The 14,811-nt window shown below is 45.5% G+C and carries 17 protein-coding genes; 9 read left to right on the plus strand and 8 right to left on the minus strand.

The annotated features are described in order from the left end of the window. Positions 1 to 1,701: a peptidylprolyl isomerase gene (locus tag KKOR_RS13360; RefSeq protein WP_015781130.1), complete on the minus strand. Its 1,701-nt coding sequence runs from the start codon at positions 1,699 to 1,701 to the stop codon at positions 1 to 3. A gap of 26 nt (positions 1,702 to 1,727) precedes the next feature. Between KKOR_RS13360 and ettA the strand changes: the two genes are divergently transcribed. Beyond that, the gene (gene ettA / locus KKOR_RS10635) at positions 1,728 to 3,395 is read left to right on the plus strand and encodes an energy-dependent translational throttle protein EttA (RefSeq protein WP_015781131.1); all 1,668 of its coding nucleotides are present in this window, start codon (positions 1,728 to 1,730) and stop codon (positions 3,393 to 3,395) included. Between the two features lie 191 nt (positions 3,396 to 3,586). Beyond that, positions 3,587 to 3,967: a PilZ domain-containing protein gene (locus KKOR_RS10640; RefSeq protein ID WP_015781132.1), complete on the plus strand. Its 381-nt coding sequence runs from the start codon at positions 3,587 to 3,589 to the stop codon at positions 3,965 to 3,967. Between the two features lie 16 nt (positions 3,968 to 3,983). Here KKOR_RS10640 and KKOR_RS10645 read toward each other — a convergent pair whose 3' ends face one another. After that, positions 3,984 to 4,607: a class I SAM-dependent methyltransferase gene (locus KKOR_RS10645; RefSeq protein WP_015781133.1), complete on the minus strand. Its 624-nt coding sequence runs from the start codon at positions 4,605 to 4,607 to the stop codon at positions 3,984 to 3,986. An 87-nt stretch (positions 4,608 to 4,694) separates the two neighbouring features. Here KKOR_RS10645 and KKOR_RS10650 point away from each other — a divergent pair, with 87 nt between their 5' ends. Then, positions 4,695 to 5,282, plus strand: a complete 588-nt coding sequence (locus KKOR_RS10650; protein ID WP_015781134.1) for a Tll0287-like domain-containing protein — start codon at positions 4,695 to 4,697, stop codon at positions 5,280 to 5,282. Positions 5,283 to 5,309: 27 nt separating this feature from the next. On the opposite strand, the gene radA is transcribed toward KKOR_RS10650, so the two are convergent. Further along, positions 5,310 to 6,674: a DNA repair protein RadA gene (radA, locus tag KKOR_RS10655; RefSeq protein ID WP_015781135.1), complete on the minus strand. Its 1,365-nt coding sequence runs from the start codon at positions 6,672 to 6,674 to the stop codon at positions 5,310 to 5,312. 367 nt (positions 6,675 to 7,041) lie between these two features. Here radA and KKOR_RS10660 point away from each other — a divergent pair, with 367 nt between their 5' ends. The 3 genes from KKOR_RS10660 (at position 7,042) to KKOR_RS13480 (ending at position 9,135) form a co-directional block, all read left to right on the plus strand. Beyond that, the gene (locus KKOR_RS10660) at positions 7,042 to 8,421 is read left to right on the plus strand and encodes a 3-deoxy-7-phosphoheptulonate synthase (RefSeq protein ID WP_015781136.1); all 1,380 of its coding nucleotides are present in this window, start codon (positions 7,042 to 7,044) and stop codon (positions 8,419 to 8,421) included. Between the two features lie 106 nt (positions 8,422 to 8,527). Next, positions 8,528 to 8,842, plus strand: a complete 315-nt coding sequence (locus KKOR_RS10665; RefSeq protein ID WP_015781137.1) for a hypothetical protein — start codon at positions 8,528 to 8,530, stop codon at positions 8,840 to 8,842. Continuing rightward, the gene (locus KKOR_RS13480; protein WP_015781138.1) at positions 8,839 to 9,135 is read left to right on the plus strand and encodes a DUF2970 domain-containing protein; all 297 of its coding nucleotides are present in this window, start codon (positions 8,839 to 8,841) and stop codon (positions 9,133 to 9,135) included. Before KKOR_RS10665 ends, KKOR_RS13480 begins: the two co-directional genes overlap by 4 nt. A gap of 78 nt (positions 9,136 to 9,213) precedes the next feature. Here the strand turns inward: KKOR_RS13480 and KKOR_RS10675 are convergent, their stop codons facing one another. Then, entirely contained in the window at positions 9,214 to 10,047 is an 834-nt protein-coding gene (locus KKOR_RS10675) for a Dam family site-specific DNA-(adenine-N6)-methyltransferase (RefSeq protein WP_015781139.1), read from the minus strand. Positions 10,048 to 10,153: 106 nt separating this feature from the next. On the opposite strand from KKOR_RS10675, the gene KKOR_RS10680 reads away from it, so the two are divergent. Then, the gene (locus tag KKOR_RS10680) at positions 10,154 to 10,756 is read left to right on the plus strand and encodes an alpha/beta fold hydrolase (RefSeq protein WP_015781140.1); all 603 of its coding nucleotides are present in this window, start codon (positions 10,154 to 10,156) and stop codon (positions 10,754 to 10,756) included. Positions 10,757 to 10,763: 7 nt separating this feature from the next. On the opposite strand, the gene KKOR_RS10685 is transcribed toward KKOR_RS10680, so the two are convergent. After that, positions 10,764 to 11,144, minus strand: a complete 381-nt coding sequence (locus KKOR_RS10685; protein ID WP_015781141.1) for a diacylglycerol kinase — start codon at positions 11,142 to 11,144, stop codon at positions 10,764 to 10,766. Between the two features lie 85 nt (positions 11,145 to 11,229). Here KKOR_RS10685 and KKOR_RS10690 point away from each other — a divergent pair, with 85 nt between their 5' ends. Continuing rightward, positions 11,230 to 11,640, plus strand: coding sequence for a hypothetical protein (locus KKOR_RS10690; protein ID WP_041296239.1), 411 nt, complete (start codon positions 11,230 to 11,232; stop codon positions 11,638 to 11,640). Here the strand turns inward: KKOR_RS10690 and bioD are convergent. Continuing rightward, complete coding sequence (bioD, locus tag KKOR_RS10695; protein ID WP_041296049.1) at positions 11,614 to 12,315, minus strand: dethiobiotin synthase; 702 nt, start codon at positions 12,313 to 12,315, stop codon at positions 11,614 to 11,616. The genes KKOR_RS10690 and bioD overlap by 27 nt on opposite strands. Before the next feature lie 111 nt (positions 12,316 to 12,426). Between bioD and KKOR_RS10700 the strand changes: the two genes are divergently transcribed. Beyond that, positions 12,427 to 13,140, plus strand: a complete 714-nt coding sequence (locus KKOR_RS10700; RefSeq protein ID WP_228638843.1) for a hypothetical protein — start codon at positions 12,427 to 12,429, stop codon at positions 13,138 to 13,140. A gap of 29 nt (positions 13,141 to 13,169) precedes the next feature. On the opposite strand, the gene bioC is transcribed toward KKOR_RS10700, so the two are convergent. Both bioC and bioH read right to left on the minus strand, forming a co-directional pair. Beyond that, positions 13,170 to 14,027, minus strand: coding sequence for a malonyl-ACP O-methyltransferase BioC (gene bioC / locus KKOR_RS10705; protein ID WP_015781145.1), 858 nt, complete (start codon positions 14,025 to 14,027; stop codon positions 13,170 to 13,172). Further along, a complete protein-coding gene (bioH, locus tag KKOR_RS10710) occupies positions 14,020 to 14,796 on the minus strand; it encodes a pimeloyl-ACP methyl ester esterase BioH (RefSeq protein ID WP_015781146.1) in 777 nt (258 codons plus the stop codon). The genes bioC and bioH overlap by 8 nt, the downstream gene beginning before the upstream one ends. Between the last annotated feature and the right edge of the window lie 15 nt (positions 14,797 to 14,811).

Below are 14,811 nucleotides of genomic sequence, written 5' to 3' on the forward strand. Positions count from 1 at the left end.
TTATTTAATGATTTCCGCTTTAAGAATTTGGTCATTCTGCTCAAGTGACATCACAATGTCCATTCCTTCGACCACTTCAGCAAATACGGTGTAGTTGCTATCAAGGTGTAAATTCGGAGCAAGATTAAAGAAGAATTGTGCGCCACCGGTATCTTTGCCAGCGGTTGCCATACCGATGGTTCCTTTCAGGTGTGAGCGTTGATTAAGTTCTTCGCGAATGCTGTAGCCGACACTACCAGAGCCATCACCCAGTTGACTACCACCCTGCGCTACAAAGTTGGGAATAACCCGATGGAAATAAGTGTTTTCATAAAAGCCACTTTCGGCTAAGCGAAGAAAGTTAGCTGAAGTGTAAGGCGTGTCTTTAAACAGTCGAATGACAATATCACCCTGTGTGGTAGTGAGCTTTACTTTTGCCGCCCCTTTTTCCAATAAGTCTGGTAATTCAGCTGGCGTTGCTTGCGGTTCGGTTTTAGGTTCTTGATAGGTGTTTAAGGCACGCTGGGCACCAATACGAATGATAGCTTTGTCGCTCTCGGCTAGTTGCTTTAGAACTGGTGGCATATCCAGTTCAACAAAGTATTGGATCACCGCACGCTGATGATTAGGGTCGTCAGATTCGAGCCAGGCTTTGACCAGCTTCTGCACTTCGGGTTGCGCCTTGTCATTGGTCGCCAGAAAAGCTGCTGATTGCACCCAACTGTTGTCACTCTCACGAAGCGCTTTTAGAGTTTGCGGTGTCATCCAACGTCGAGCTGATTGCAACACAGTTACTTGTAAAGCAGGGCTTTCTTTTAAAGCTAAGTCATTCAACGCCTGTATTTGGTCGGCACTGGTGAGGGTGCGAATTCCTAGAGCCTGAGCAGCGGCAATTTGAATGGCATTATTTTCACCACCAACCTTTTCCCACAAAAATGGCGTGATGTCTTTATGCCCCAATCGAGACAGTGCGCGAATCATAAAAGCCTGTGTCGCGCTATCCAATGAATTATTCTTGTCACGCAACAATGCTATAACATCGGGAACATGAGGATCTCTTAACAAAGGCACTCTGGCTAATAAGAAGCTGGCTTTTAACGCGGTTTCTTCATCGCGCAATCGGTCTATCACTCGCGCTACCTCAATTTCGGTATCACCGGTTAATAGATGACGATGAAACACCGACATAATGCCTAAGCCTTGCATGGCGGCATTAGCAACTTGTGCGTCTTCAGTATTCTCAATCAAACGCGCCAAAGTGTGTACCGATTGATCGCCGCCAAGGTTACCAATGGCCAGTACTATGGCCGCACGAACCTTGCTGTTCTTTTCCTGCTCCAGTTGCTCAATCAGATTTGGCGTCGCTGGTTTATGCAAACTGATGCCCAAAGCAAAGGCGGCAGTTTCTCGCACCCTGGCATTAGAATGCTTGAGCAAAGGCAGAATCAAGTTGCTGGCCTGTTCATCGCCAATCCGTCCTAAATTGATTAACGCTAATTGCACAGTCTCAAGATTGTCACAGGCCAATGCCTTATTGAAGGCAGTCTCATTGATCTGTCGCATATCTGCCAGTCGATACAACACCTGCGTTTCTACGCAAGGCGCTGCCTTAGGAGTCAAAACGCTACAGCCAGCGAAAAATAGAGTGAAAAAGGCGAGCGATAGTGGTTTTGCGAGCTTGCTATGGTGGCTTAGTGCAGTGAGGCAATGTAAAATGCGCATAACTTTGATCAACCCTGTTCTAATTAATGGCTCAATATATTTATACAATGAATCGCGTGGGCAAAATTGTCCCGCCGAATAAAACTATTCTAAAAGATATTTCCCTATCATTCTTCCCTGGCGCCAAAATTGGTGTTTTAGGTCTTAATGGCTCAGGTAAATCGACTTTATTACGAATCATGGCTGGTGTCGACACCGATATCGAAGGTGAAGCGCGTCCACAATCCGGCATTAAAATCGGTTACCTGCCACAGGAACCACAGCTGGACGACAGCAAGACGGTTCTTGAAATCGTTGAAGAATCGGTAACTCACGTTAAAGAAGCCTTGGCAGAACTGGATCAGGTCTACGCGGCCTATGCCGACGCCGATGCTGACTTTGATGCGTTGGCCAAACGCCAGGGTGAGCTAGAAGCTATTATCCAAGCAGCCGACGGTCATAATCTTGATAACACACTTGAGCGAGCGGCAGAAGCACTTCGCCTCCCCCCTTGGGACGCTGGAGTGAAAAACCTGTCGGGTGGTGAACGTCGTCGTGTCGCCATGTGCCGTTTGCTTCTTGAGCATCCTGATATGTTATTGCTGGATGAGCCTACCAACCACCTAGATGCCGAATCAGTAGCCTGGCTTGAGCGCTTCCTGGTTGATTATAAAGGCACCGTGGTCGCGATTACCCACGACCGTTATTTCCTTGATAACGCCGCCGGTTGGATTCTGGAACTGGATCGTGGCCATGGTATTCCATGGGAAGGCAACTATTCGTCATGGCTTGAGCAAAAGTCTGCGCGATTAGAGATTGAAGAGAAGCAAGAACAATCTCGCCAGAAAACCATGAAGGAAGAGTTGGAATGGGTTCGCTCGAATACCAAAGGCCGTCAGGCTAAGTCAAAAGCTCGTATGGCACGCTTTGAAGAACTCTCCAGCAAAGAATTCCAGCAGCGTAACGAAACCAAAGAATTGTATATTCCGCCTGGCCCACGTCTTGGTACGCAAGTTATTACCGCCAAAGGCCTGACTAAAGCTTATGGCGACAAATTGCTTTATAACGATCTCAACTTCAACCTGCCGCAAGGTGGCATTGTTGGTGTGATCGGTCCAAACGGCGCGGGTAAATCCACCATGTTTAAACTGATTACGGGTGAAGAAACGCCAGATTCAGGCGAGCTGAAGGTGGGTGAAACCGTTGAACTGTCCTATGTTGACCAGAGTCGTGACTCGTTGGACGACAGTAAAACCGTATGGGAAGAAATTTCCGACGGCTTGGATCTGATTACCGTCGGCAACTACACCACGCCATCGCGCGCTTATGTTGGTCGTTTTAATTTCAAAGGAACCGATCAACAAAAACGCATCGGTCAATTGTCAGGCGGTGAACGTAACCGCGTCCACCTGGCCAAGCTTCTCAAAAGTGGCGGCAACGTGCTGTTACTGGATGAGCCGACCAACGACTTGGACGTAGAAACCTTACGTGCATTAGAAGATGCATTACTGGCCTTCCCAGGCTGCGCGGTAGTGATTTCGCACGACCGTTGGTTCCTCGACCGTGTAGCCACGCATATTCTTGCTTTTGAAGGCGACAGTGAAACCGTCTGGTTCGAAGGAAACTACCAAGAATACGAAGCCGATCGCAAACGTCGCCTTGGCGCCGAAGCCGATCAACCGCACCGTATTAAATATCGTAAGATTACCAAATAAAACCAACGGTTTTTTTAGTATTAGGTTGGGTTTGAGGCTTTGCCCTCTAACCCAACCCCTAATTACCAACACGAGCTACAACCACTAACTGCCCACCCTATTACAAGCCAGCCCCTAAAATTCCTTTAGACAAGCCAAAAGCCATCTGCTACTTTAGAATTATCAACTAATTACCCAATCAGGAACACTGAGTGTCCGAACAGGAAAGACGAAACTTTTCGCGCATTGAATACAATGCCAAAGTACTCATTGAACAGGGAGAACACAAATCTGTGGGCTCTGTTATTGAGCTATCGCTGAATGGTGTTCTTATTGACGCAAAATCAAAACTGGACCAGTCGCAACCTGTTGACGTACAAATCATCATTGATGAATTCTCACCAGCCATTCACTTAAAGGCAGAAATTGTCCATCATCAAGACCAGCAATACGGCTTAAGAACTTTAGAAATTGATATTGATAGTATGCTGCAGCTTAGAACCATCATCGGTATGCATAATGATGATCCCGATGAGATTCATCGAGAGTCAGACGCTCTCTGGAAAACTAAAGTAGAAGAAAAAAATAGCTAGCGAAGAAAGTTACCCTTTAGCTTGCAACCCATCCATCAAAGCGAGTCTTATAGCCTTGCGGTTTCACTAACTCAAGTTGCCAACAAGTTTCCCCTCTCGCCAAATACTTCACTTCAAAATGCGTTCTTTCAGAACCTTTATCCACGTTAGTAATGATTGGTGACAACTGCCATAAGTCTTTGGCTTGTTGCTCGGCCTCTTCAATATAAGATTGGATATTCGTTGCCAAAATTAATTGGGTATTATCTTGCATTCGCGATAGCAAGAATTCAAAAAAAGGCATATTAAGCCAACGTTGACTCGCATTTTTCGGTTCTGGGTTAGGATAAAGAATGAAGACTCCTGCCAGACTTTTGGGCCCTAAAGCATGCACAGTCCAGGGAATGGCATCCGCATGTATAGGCAATAAATTATCAAGTGATAACTGCTGAGACTTATCAGCAAAGTCATTAAATTTATTCCGTGTGCGCTCAATGGCAATTAACTGTTTATCAGGATTGTCGTGAGCAAACATTAATGCATGTTTCCCACGACCTGCGCCAATTTCTAAATATTGTGGTTGCTTTATCACCGGTTTAATAAAACCACGAGGTGGATACAATTTTTCAGGTTTAAACTGGCGCAAATTGACATTCGTCATAATATATTAAGTTTCGCTGATATTAGCTTTACATGAAATCAAGAAGGGGTAGTATAAAGTGTTATCAGAAACGGTAAAGGAAACGCCATGAAAAAAGTATTGACCACTCTCCTCATCTTGCTGATTATTGCAGGCGTTGGTTATTATGGCTGGCAACAATATCAGGAAGCTCAGACCAAGTTGTGGGAAGAAAAAGCGCAGTTGGCTGAAGAAACACTTAAGCCTATCAAGATGCAATTCAAAGAGACTCTAATGAACGGGATGCAACAGGGAGTGGTTACAGCTATTGATTACTGCAATCTGGAAGCGCCCGAAATTACAGAGAAGGTGCCTGAAGGCGTTGAAGTTGGGCGTACCAGTCATCGTGTGCGTAATCCAGCCAATGAACCAACTGATTTACTGCAGGCCCCGCTTGACTATTATCTTGAAATGGAACGCCGAGGCGAAAAAGCTAATGGACAGATTACCCAGCTTCCTAGCGGTGAATGGTTATATGTCGAGCCCATCTACACCCAGCCAATGTGTCTAGCCTGTCATGGTCAAAACATTGCGACAGAAGTACAAACTGCTATCAATGAAAAGTATCCCGATGACCAAGCCACCGGCTTTAAAGAAGGCGAGCTGCGCGGCATGTTCTGGCTAAAGTTAGCAGAAGATTTCGGGTCACAAAATTAACAGTTTGTACCCAAGGTAAGATCATCATTAAATGAGCTGGATGAACTGATCCATCCGGCTTACCCCAATCACTTCTAAACCTTCCATTGCTTTCGGCGGTTTATTGCCCTCAGGCACTATGGCGCGCTTAAAGCCATGCTTAGCTGCTTCTTTTAAACGCTCCTGGCCATTGGGCACGGGGCGAATCTCTCCTGCCAAACCTATTTCGCCGAATATAACGGTGTGCGCTTCTAAAGGACGATTACGCAAACTGGAAATAATCGATGCTACTAACGCCAGATCGGAACTGGTTTCCATCACCCTGACACCGCCCACTACGTTGGCAAACACATCTTGATCATGAGTCGCGATACCAGCATGACGGTTGAGTACCGCCAACAACATGGCTATTCGCTGATGATCCAGGCCTACCGCAATTCGACGCGGCTGTGGTGCATACGAGGTATCAACGAGCGCCTGAATTTCAACCAGCATAGGACGCGTTCCTTCCCAGGTTGCCATCACTGCGCTTCCTGATACCGGATCTTGGTATTTCGACAGGAAAATCGCTGACGGATTTTTCACCTGCTTCAAACCTTCATCGGTCATGGCAAAAACACCTAGCTCATTAACTGCACCAAAACGGTTTTTGACAGCGCGTAATAATCGTAAACGACCGTCACGTTCCCCTTCAAAATACAGCACAGCATCGACCATGTGTTCCAACACACGCGGTCCGGCCAGAGCGCCATCCTTAGTAACATGACCTACGACCAACAAAGTAATCCCGGTCTGCTTGGCAAAACGAACCAGCTGAGCGGCACTTTCTCGAACCTGAGCCACGCCACCCGGTGCAGACTGCAACATTTCGGTGTAAATGGTTTGGATCGAATCCACCACCATCACTTTCGGCTTTTGCATCAAGGCTTGAGTGGTGATTTGTTCAACCTGTGTTTCGGTCAATAAGGAAAAGTCACCTGTGGCTAATCCTAAGCGCTGCGCACGCATGGTCACCTGCTGCAGCGACTCCTCGCCGGTGACGTATAAAACCGAATCGGTCTCACTAATTTTACACAGGCTTTGTAACAAGATAGTCGATTTACCAATTCCCGGATCTCCGCCCATCAAGACCACTGAGCCGGGTACCAGGCCACCACCCAGAACGCGATCAAGCTCTGACAGACCTGATGACATGCGGGGCAATTCAGACAAGTCCACCTTGTCCATTCTGACCACTTTAGTTGCCTGACCTGAATAACCTGTAAAGCGTGACGTTTTGGAACTGGTTGCTTTCTTAGCATCGACCTGTTCGACCAAAGAGTTCCATGCTTTACATGCACCACATTGCCCGGCCCATTGCGGGGTTTCGGTGCCGCATTCCTGGCAGACATATATTGTTTTTACTTTTGCCATATCAAATATTCCCGAAAAGCTGATATTTCCACTACTCTTCGTTAAACCCGTCCTCAATATGCTCACTGATGAAGTTACATCAGCTCCGCTATTTCGTCAGGTTTTGCCTCGATTAGCGTTATCTCAACTTTTCTACCATTGTCACCTTTGTTAATTTTTAAACCTGACTTACCTCGTCAGACAATTGCTCAGTCCGTTTTCTTATTGAATTTCTTCTCAACGGGTTGCCAATGTTCGCTTACCTTTGCGATAAACAATGTCGTATATCATTGCTATTTACTGATTATTGTTTTGTCTGCGCTTCTATTCGCCAGCGCCTATCTTATGAGATAGAATGGCTTTATTGAAGTAGATTCCTGAATTAATCATGAGCAACAGATACGCTGATGAATGGTCGCCCGATAGTTGGAAGCGTAAACCAGTCAGTCAGCAAATAAAATATGGCAACTCTGAGGCATTGGCGCAGGTTATCGATAAATTGCGTCAGTTACCGCCTTTGGTATCAGCCACTGAAGTGGATAGCTTAAAAAGTCATATTGCGGATGCACAGGCAGGAAAAGCCTTTATTCTGCAAGGTGGCGATTGCGCCGAATCCTTTTCCGACTGCAATGCTGAAGCTATTTCGCAGAAAGTTCGCCTGTTAATGAGCTTAAGTTTGCTGGTCAGCCAGCAAACGAAGAAGCCCGTTGTTCGAATTGGCCGAATTGCAGGTCAATATGCTAAACCGCGCTCTGAACTCACCGAAACCCAAGATCAAACGACTTTGCCGAGTTATCGGGGCGATCTGGTTAACCATGTCCATTTCAGTGAATCATCTCGCATGCCGGATCCGGCACGGATGTTGCAGGGCTATAGCTATGCGTCATTGACGCTAAACTATATTCGCTCTTTGCTTGAAGGCGATATCAGCGACCTGTTCCAGCTTGAACAGGAATCGCAGAACCTCTTGTCGCTAAAAACAAATGCTAAGTTGCACCAGAGCCTGGATCAATTTCGCGAAGCCATGCGCCTGTTCCATCAAGCCAATGGCCCACAGCATAATAGCCGACACTGGCTGGAATTCTTTACCAGCCACGAAGCCCTGCACCTACATTACGAAGAAGCACTGACCCGAAAAGCAAATAATGGCAAGTGGTACAACCTATCGACCCATTATCCTTGGGTCGGAATGCGCACCACCATTCAGGACAGCGCGCATATCGAATACCTTCGTGGCATCGCTAACCCAATTGCCATCAAAGTCGGCAAAAACTTGTCACCAGAAACTTTGGTTGAGTTATGTAAGGTACTCAATCCTAATAATGAAGCTGGTCGCTTAACCCTTATTCAAAGATTTGGTCATCAGTCCATCGCTCAGGTGTTACCGGATATGATCAAGGCTGTCCAGGCAGCAGAGCTCAAGGTGCTATGGAGCTGCGATCCAATGCACGGTAATACCCGTGTCAGCGCGAATGGTATAAAAACCAGAGACTTTCTACATATCCAAAGCGAGCTTCAGCAGGCATTTGAGATTCATGCCACTCACCACAGCCATCTTGGTGGCGTACACCTGGAAATGACCGCTGAAGCAGTCATGGAGTGCGTTGGCGGCAGCTATGGAGTCACTGAGCAAGAGCTTGATAAAGCCTACACCAGTTTGGTTGATCCTCGCTTAAATGCAGCCCAAGTCTTTGAATTAATCGATTCAATCGAGCAAAAACAGCAACATTTACATAAAATTGACACAAAACACGTATCATCTTCTTGAATTGTAACCAAATGTTCACGTATATTAGGCGGATGTGTATACACTATCGTGTATGCTGTGCTTAAGGAAAGCAAAGTAGTTCAGACGGAAATTACCAGGAGCGATGATGAAAATGACTAATGCTGTTAAAAAATACATGACTGTATCAGTTTTTGTGGCGGGTTCTTTCCTGTCAGGTCAGGCTTTTGCTAATGCCCAAATGTGCTCAGATGTTCAATATTCTCCAACGGATGACACACAACTACACGTCCTTACACAACTTGATCCAGAATTGGTTCAACCAGCTCCACAGCAAGACACCAAAAAAGACGAAAAAAAACCCGAACAGTCCGTTAGCTGGTTTTCATGGCTAACAGAATCTCATACAATGCCAAGTCTGCATTTTATCGATATTCTAGAACTGTTTGGCGGTGACGAATGAGCGAGCAACACTCTAATACTCAACACAACCTTTCTGACAACACCAACAACAACACTAACGACGATTCTAACGACAACAAGCAGGAGCCAGCCAAAGACGGCACCGGTTTCTGGTCAACTGTGAAAAGTGTAGTTGGCGCCATGTTCGGGGTTCAATCCGAAGAGCAACGTCAAAAGGACTTTGAAAAAGGCAGCGCCTTAAACTTCATTATTGGCGGCATCGTATTCGTTATTGTTTTTATATTCACCATTCTGTACTTCGTGAATTCAGCACTGGAAAGCGCTGGACAGTAAATTAGTCCCTCATAGCAAGGGCTGAATACTACCAAGGGCGCACACACAGGTAGCGCCCCTCCCCACACCCAGTCGCATCTACTTCCGATAAACCACTATCAATTCCTGGGCATTGTTACGTCCCGCGCCATCGCAGGAGATAAAGCGTCGTACCGGGAAGGATTGCAGATCTTTGGCTTTGGCGTAGATAAGACGGGCAAAGTCGGTGTCATGATTGGAGATAACAACCGGTACGTCTCGTTTTGCTAGTTTCTTCGCTTCGAGTGCCAGCTCACGCTGATTGTCGAGCGAAAACTCCTGTTGGCTATAGCTGGTGAAGTTGGCGGTTAATGACCAGGGTAGATAAGGCGGATCACAATAAATGACATTGCCTTTTCGCGTATGTGCCATAGTTTTACTGAAGCTCTGGCAACGAAACTCTGCGCGCTTGGCCTTTTCAGCAAATAGCTCCATTTCTCGGGCGGGGAAATAGGGTTTCTTATAACGCCCAAAGGGTACGTTAAAACCACCCGAACGATTATAGCGACACAATCCGTTGTATCCGTGGCGATTGAAATACACGAATAAAGCGGCCCGCTCTTTTCCCGGCTTCAGTTGATTAAAGTGTTCGCGTAATTCGTAAAAAGTTTTCTGATTATTGTATTGGTCTGTGAAATATTGAGCGCAGTAATCGATAAAGGAGGTTTTACCTTTTTTCAGATGATTGAAAACATCGATCAAATCTGGATTTATATCAGCCAGTAAATAGCGGTCATAATCAGCATTGAGGAATAATGCACCGGAACCAGCAAAGGGTTCGATCAGTTTATTACCTTCAGGTAAAACTTTTAGAATTCGCGGCAATAATCGAAACTTGCCACCCGCCCACTTAAGGAAAGGTCTTTGATAGGAAGTGGGCTTTAGTACAGACATAATCGATTTTTATTCTTACAATTGCTGCCTAGTGTATCAAAACCGATCACGAATGAAAGTTAAAATTAAAATCCACCACTAGAGCCTGTCAACTCTAAGGATACTCATGACCCAAGTTCAATCTAAAGCCGTCTTTATATTTGCCCATGGTGCTGGCGCTGATTCCAACTCAGAGTTTATGCAAAGTATGGCTCGGCAAATAAGTCACCCTACCATTGAGGTAGTTCTGTTTGATTTCCCTTACATGATCAAACGCCAACAGACAGGTAAAAAGTCGCCACCGGATCGTATGCCAAAACTTATCGAAGCCTATCAGCAGCAGATTGCAGAGCATATGAAGGGACGCAAAGTCTTTATTGGCGGTAAATCTATGGGAGGGCGTGTAGCCAGTATGATTGCGGATGATGAGCAGGTTGATGGCTTGATCTGTATGGGTTATCCGTTTCACCCGCCGGGCAAACCAGAAAACCTAAGAACGGATCATCTGAAAGCTCTTAAAATACCGACCTTAATTCTTCAGGGTACGCGAGATCCATTTGGCAAGCCTGAAGAGGTGGCAACTTATGGATTATCTTCAAGTATTAATGTTCATTGGCTGGAAGATGGTAACCACAGTTTAGAAACTCTCAAGCGCTCTGAGATAACTACTGAGCAGAGCTGGCAACTCGCCGCTCAGCAAGCCCGGACGTTTATTATTGAACGGATTTAAAGGCGTCTTAGGTGAAGAAATTAAAGTAACAAATAGTGCCCCATACAATGCCGGTAAACAGTAGCGCAATAAAGACCATGGCGGAGCCAATATCTTTAGCGCGGCCAGATAACGGGTGCTGCTCTGAACCAATGCGATCAACCACTGCTTCAATCGCTGAATTCGCCAATTCGGCCATCAAAACTACGCCTAATGTTAATAACATAATAGCGATTTCGGCTGTGGTACCGCCAAGCACAAAAGCCAAAGGCACTAGAAGCACGGCTAGAGCCAGCTCCTGGCGGAACGCAGCTTCACCAAGCCAGGCGCCTTTAAGTCCTTGCCACGAATACTTGGTAGCATCAAGAATGCGAGGAATACCTGTCTTTCCGGGTTTCATTAATGACATTGTGACTGACTTAATAAATTGGGCTTATCCATTGATACTACTGTATGCTAACCTTTTGGGCAAACTGACAAAATTTGGCAACTTTATGAAAATCAGGCACTTAAAATACTTATCGATTCTATTTTTTGCACCACTCGTGGCTTGCTCGGATGCCCATAACGGCAATCATTCTGAGACTACCGATAAGCCAATGGCAGATTACCAACAACAAATTGAAGCCGCCATTGCCGATAAAAGCTGCAGCACTAATGACGACTGTGCTTTAGTGGAGATTGGCGCTAAACCTTGTGGAGGGCCTGAAACTTATGAGCCTTATTCAAAGCCAAATGTTGATGAAGTTAAACTTCAGAAAATAGCAGCAACTTACAAAAAGGAACGCCAGGATTACTTCAAAGAAAACCAGATCATGGGAATCTGTGTAGTCACTCCAAAGCCCCATGTCAGCTGTGTCAACAATCAGTGTGTAGCCTCAAAGCAAAATCTGCAGGTTCAATAAACCGCTGGCAGTATCGATATCAGCGTCTTGTAAATCCGAGCTCTCTTGAAACGGGATAACTCCAAGGCAAGGCGCTGAAATATTCTTTGTAAGCCAATCAAGATTCTGTTCACTACGGTTCATTTCGCCGTACACAAAATTAGCCACCCAGCCGCGTAGCTTCAAGCCACGACGCTCAATATCTCTGACTGTCAACATGGCGTGGTTAAGGCAGCCTAATTTCATACCCACCACTAAAATGACGTCCACCCCCTTCTGTTCAACCCAGTCAGCATAGGTTTCTGTGTCATTAAGTGGGGTTAACCAGCCGCCAGCACCCTCGATTAACAGGTACTCACTTTGTGGAAACTGGATCAGCCGATTGAGCTCAGAAATCGACAATTCAACACCGGCTTCTTGAGCCGCGATGTGCGGTGCAATAGCAGGTTCGAAAGTCAAAGGGTTGACCTCTTTATAACTAATTTGAGCAAAACCGGGGCTTCTTCGCGTTAAATCGAGGATTTTTTGCCCATCTTCATTAACCCACTGCCCTTCAATTAACTCCGCTCCGGAAGCAATCGGTTTCAGGCCAAAAACCTGCTTATCACAATGCAATATTGCATTGATAAGCGACTGAGTTATAAAGGTTTTTCCGACTTCGGTATCAGTGCCGGCGATGAATATTTTTTCTTTCATATTGTCCAATTTGTTACCCCTCGCACACAACATGCGATACAGCTTGAGCTATAATTCGATACAAAAGTGCTACATATTGGCGTAGCATATAATCATAGTCCACATTTATTGGTGACTTACTTGGCTGGCGATAACACTATCATACTGACATTGGCTATTGTAGCCTTGGCTGTTCTATTAGTAGCAGTTGTAACTGCTGCTTTAAAGCATGCTTTGGTTCGACAGCTTGAGTCTAAAAACGATGAACTCAAGAGAGTTCTCGAAGAAAACACTCGTAATATCGCTGGCAAAGCTCAACGCATTAAAGAGCTTGAGTCCACCCACCTAGATCTCAAAAACTCTCTACAAAGCTTATCTGAGCGTAATACAGCGCTTACTCAAGAGCATCGTGAGCTGAAAGGCAAGTACAAACAAACTCAAAGCTCATATGAGGAAGCCCAACAAAACTATCTCAACGCACTACAATCCATCTCTGATACCAAGCGAGAACTGGATGATGAAATGGACCAGCTACGAGAAGAATGTGATAGTCGTGTGCGTACCATTCGTCAGGATGCTCTGGAAGAAAAAGAGCGCTTTAAAGAAAGCCTTGGTTCAGAGTTCGAACACCTAAAGAAAAGCCATAAGCGCCTGGTTCAAGCGAATGCAACCCTAAGCCGTAATATCGATAATTTACGCGATGAGCGTGATTTCTATCGCACTGAATTTGAAACGTTACGTGACTTCCTGCACGAGGCTCAAAAGAAAAATGTGAAACAAACGCTCGAAGATAAACAAGAAGAACTGAAAGAAAAAATCGTTAACTTCGAAAACAAAAAAAACTAGCTCATTCTTTCAGTATCAACCGATTAATCCTAGCCTATTTCAACTGCGTAATCATGATAGCCCATCGCTGGGCTAACTTCAGTGCCAAACGCATGGCCATACACCAATTCGTAAGTCGCAGGCAATTGCCCATCATCTAATTTAAACTGTTGGTACTCTTGTTCCAGTTGACGCAGTTGACTCGGGCTGGTCAAGCCATGATTACGGCTCGAATCAATATTGTGTGCACCGATATTTTTTAAATCACGCATCAGCTCAACTGCTTTGTTGTAGCCAATGATCACCGGCTCACTATCCACTACAGGATCAGAAAGCCTGGCACTTAGCATTGCATCGCCAACGTGGTGCATATCAATAAAGTTATTCACATGCTGATAATCATTCACAGCCGCCCAACTATGCTTTAACTCATATAAAGTGTCAGGGCCCAAGGTAGTAAATAGTAATAATCCTTCCGGTTTTAAGACTCGGTTTAGTTCTTGAAATAATTGCGGTAGTTCATCAATCCACTGAAAAGTAAGGTTCGAAAAAACAAAGTCAAAACTATCACTTTCAAAAGGCAGTCTCAGTGCATCGGCGCATACGTATTCTTCTTGATCAGACTGAGCACAACAATACTCAATCATACCTGTAGCCAGATCAGCACCAGTCACTTTGGCTCCCGGATAACGCTTGCTCAGTTCACGGGTAAAGTAGCCGGTGCCACAACCTAAATCTAAAATATTTCGAGGCTGTAATTTAAAATACTGAAGACGCTCCAATAACCGCTCTCCGGCAACTTTCTGAAAAAAGGCTGCATCATCATAGGTTTTAGCCGCGCGGCTAAAAGAACGTGCAATATCATCTTTTGCAATCTGATTAATCTTTGGTTGCATAGTCTTACTCATGTAAAAACTCTTTCACGTCATTAACGAATAAGGGTTTGTGCGACAGGAATGGTGCGTGACTAGCCTTGGGATAAACCTTATGCTGGCTGTGTGGAATTAATTCAGCCACTTGTTCTGCCGTTTTAGCTGGCACTAAAGAATCCAATCTACCGTAAAGGCGCAACATGGGGACTTCAATTTTATTTAAATGCTCACGCAGGTCCACATCATTCAGTAATGCCAAACCACCACGCAAGGCTTTAGCGGCAGGTACGCCATGGATAAATACGGTATCTCTTAATCGACGAATATCATCCTTTTGCGTTTCGCTACCAATCGCCTGAATTGCCAGGAATCGAATAATGGTTCCTTGGTAATCTTCTTCCAGATAACGGCAGAAGCTATCCATAATGTTGGCTTTCATAGCGTGCTGCCAGTCATCCTGCTGAACAAAGCGTGGATTACTAGCCACCGTAATTAATTTGTTGATTCGGTCAGGCGATTCAATCGCAATATTGGTCGCAATCAGTCCGCCTAATGACCAGCCCAGATAGTGCGCATTTTCTGGGGCTACTTTGAGCACCTGCTCGGTCAATAAATTCAGCGTGTATGGATCGCCTGGGATGGGCGAGCGACCAAAGCCGGGTAAATCAATCATGTGTAATGTGAAATGCTCTGCCAAGTCATCAGCCAACATTTCCCAGATGCCTGAGTGCAAACCCCAGCCATGCAACAATACCAGATCGGGGCCCTGTCCTCTTGATTCAATATAAGGTTGTAACTTACTCACAGATCGCCTCTACCT

This window comes from Kangiella koreensis DSM 16069 (genome assembly GCF_000024085.1).
In the GTDB taxonomy this organism is placed as follows: Bacteria; Pseudomonadota; Gammaproteobacteria; order Enterobacterales; family Kangiellaceae; genus Kangiella; species Kangiella koreensis.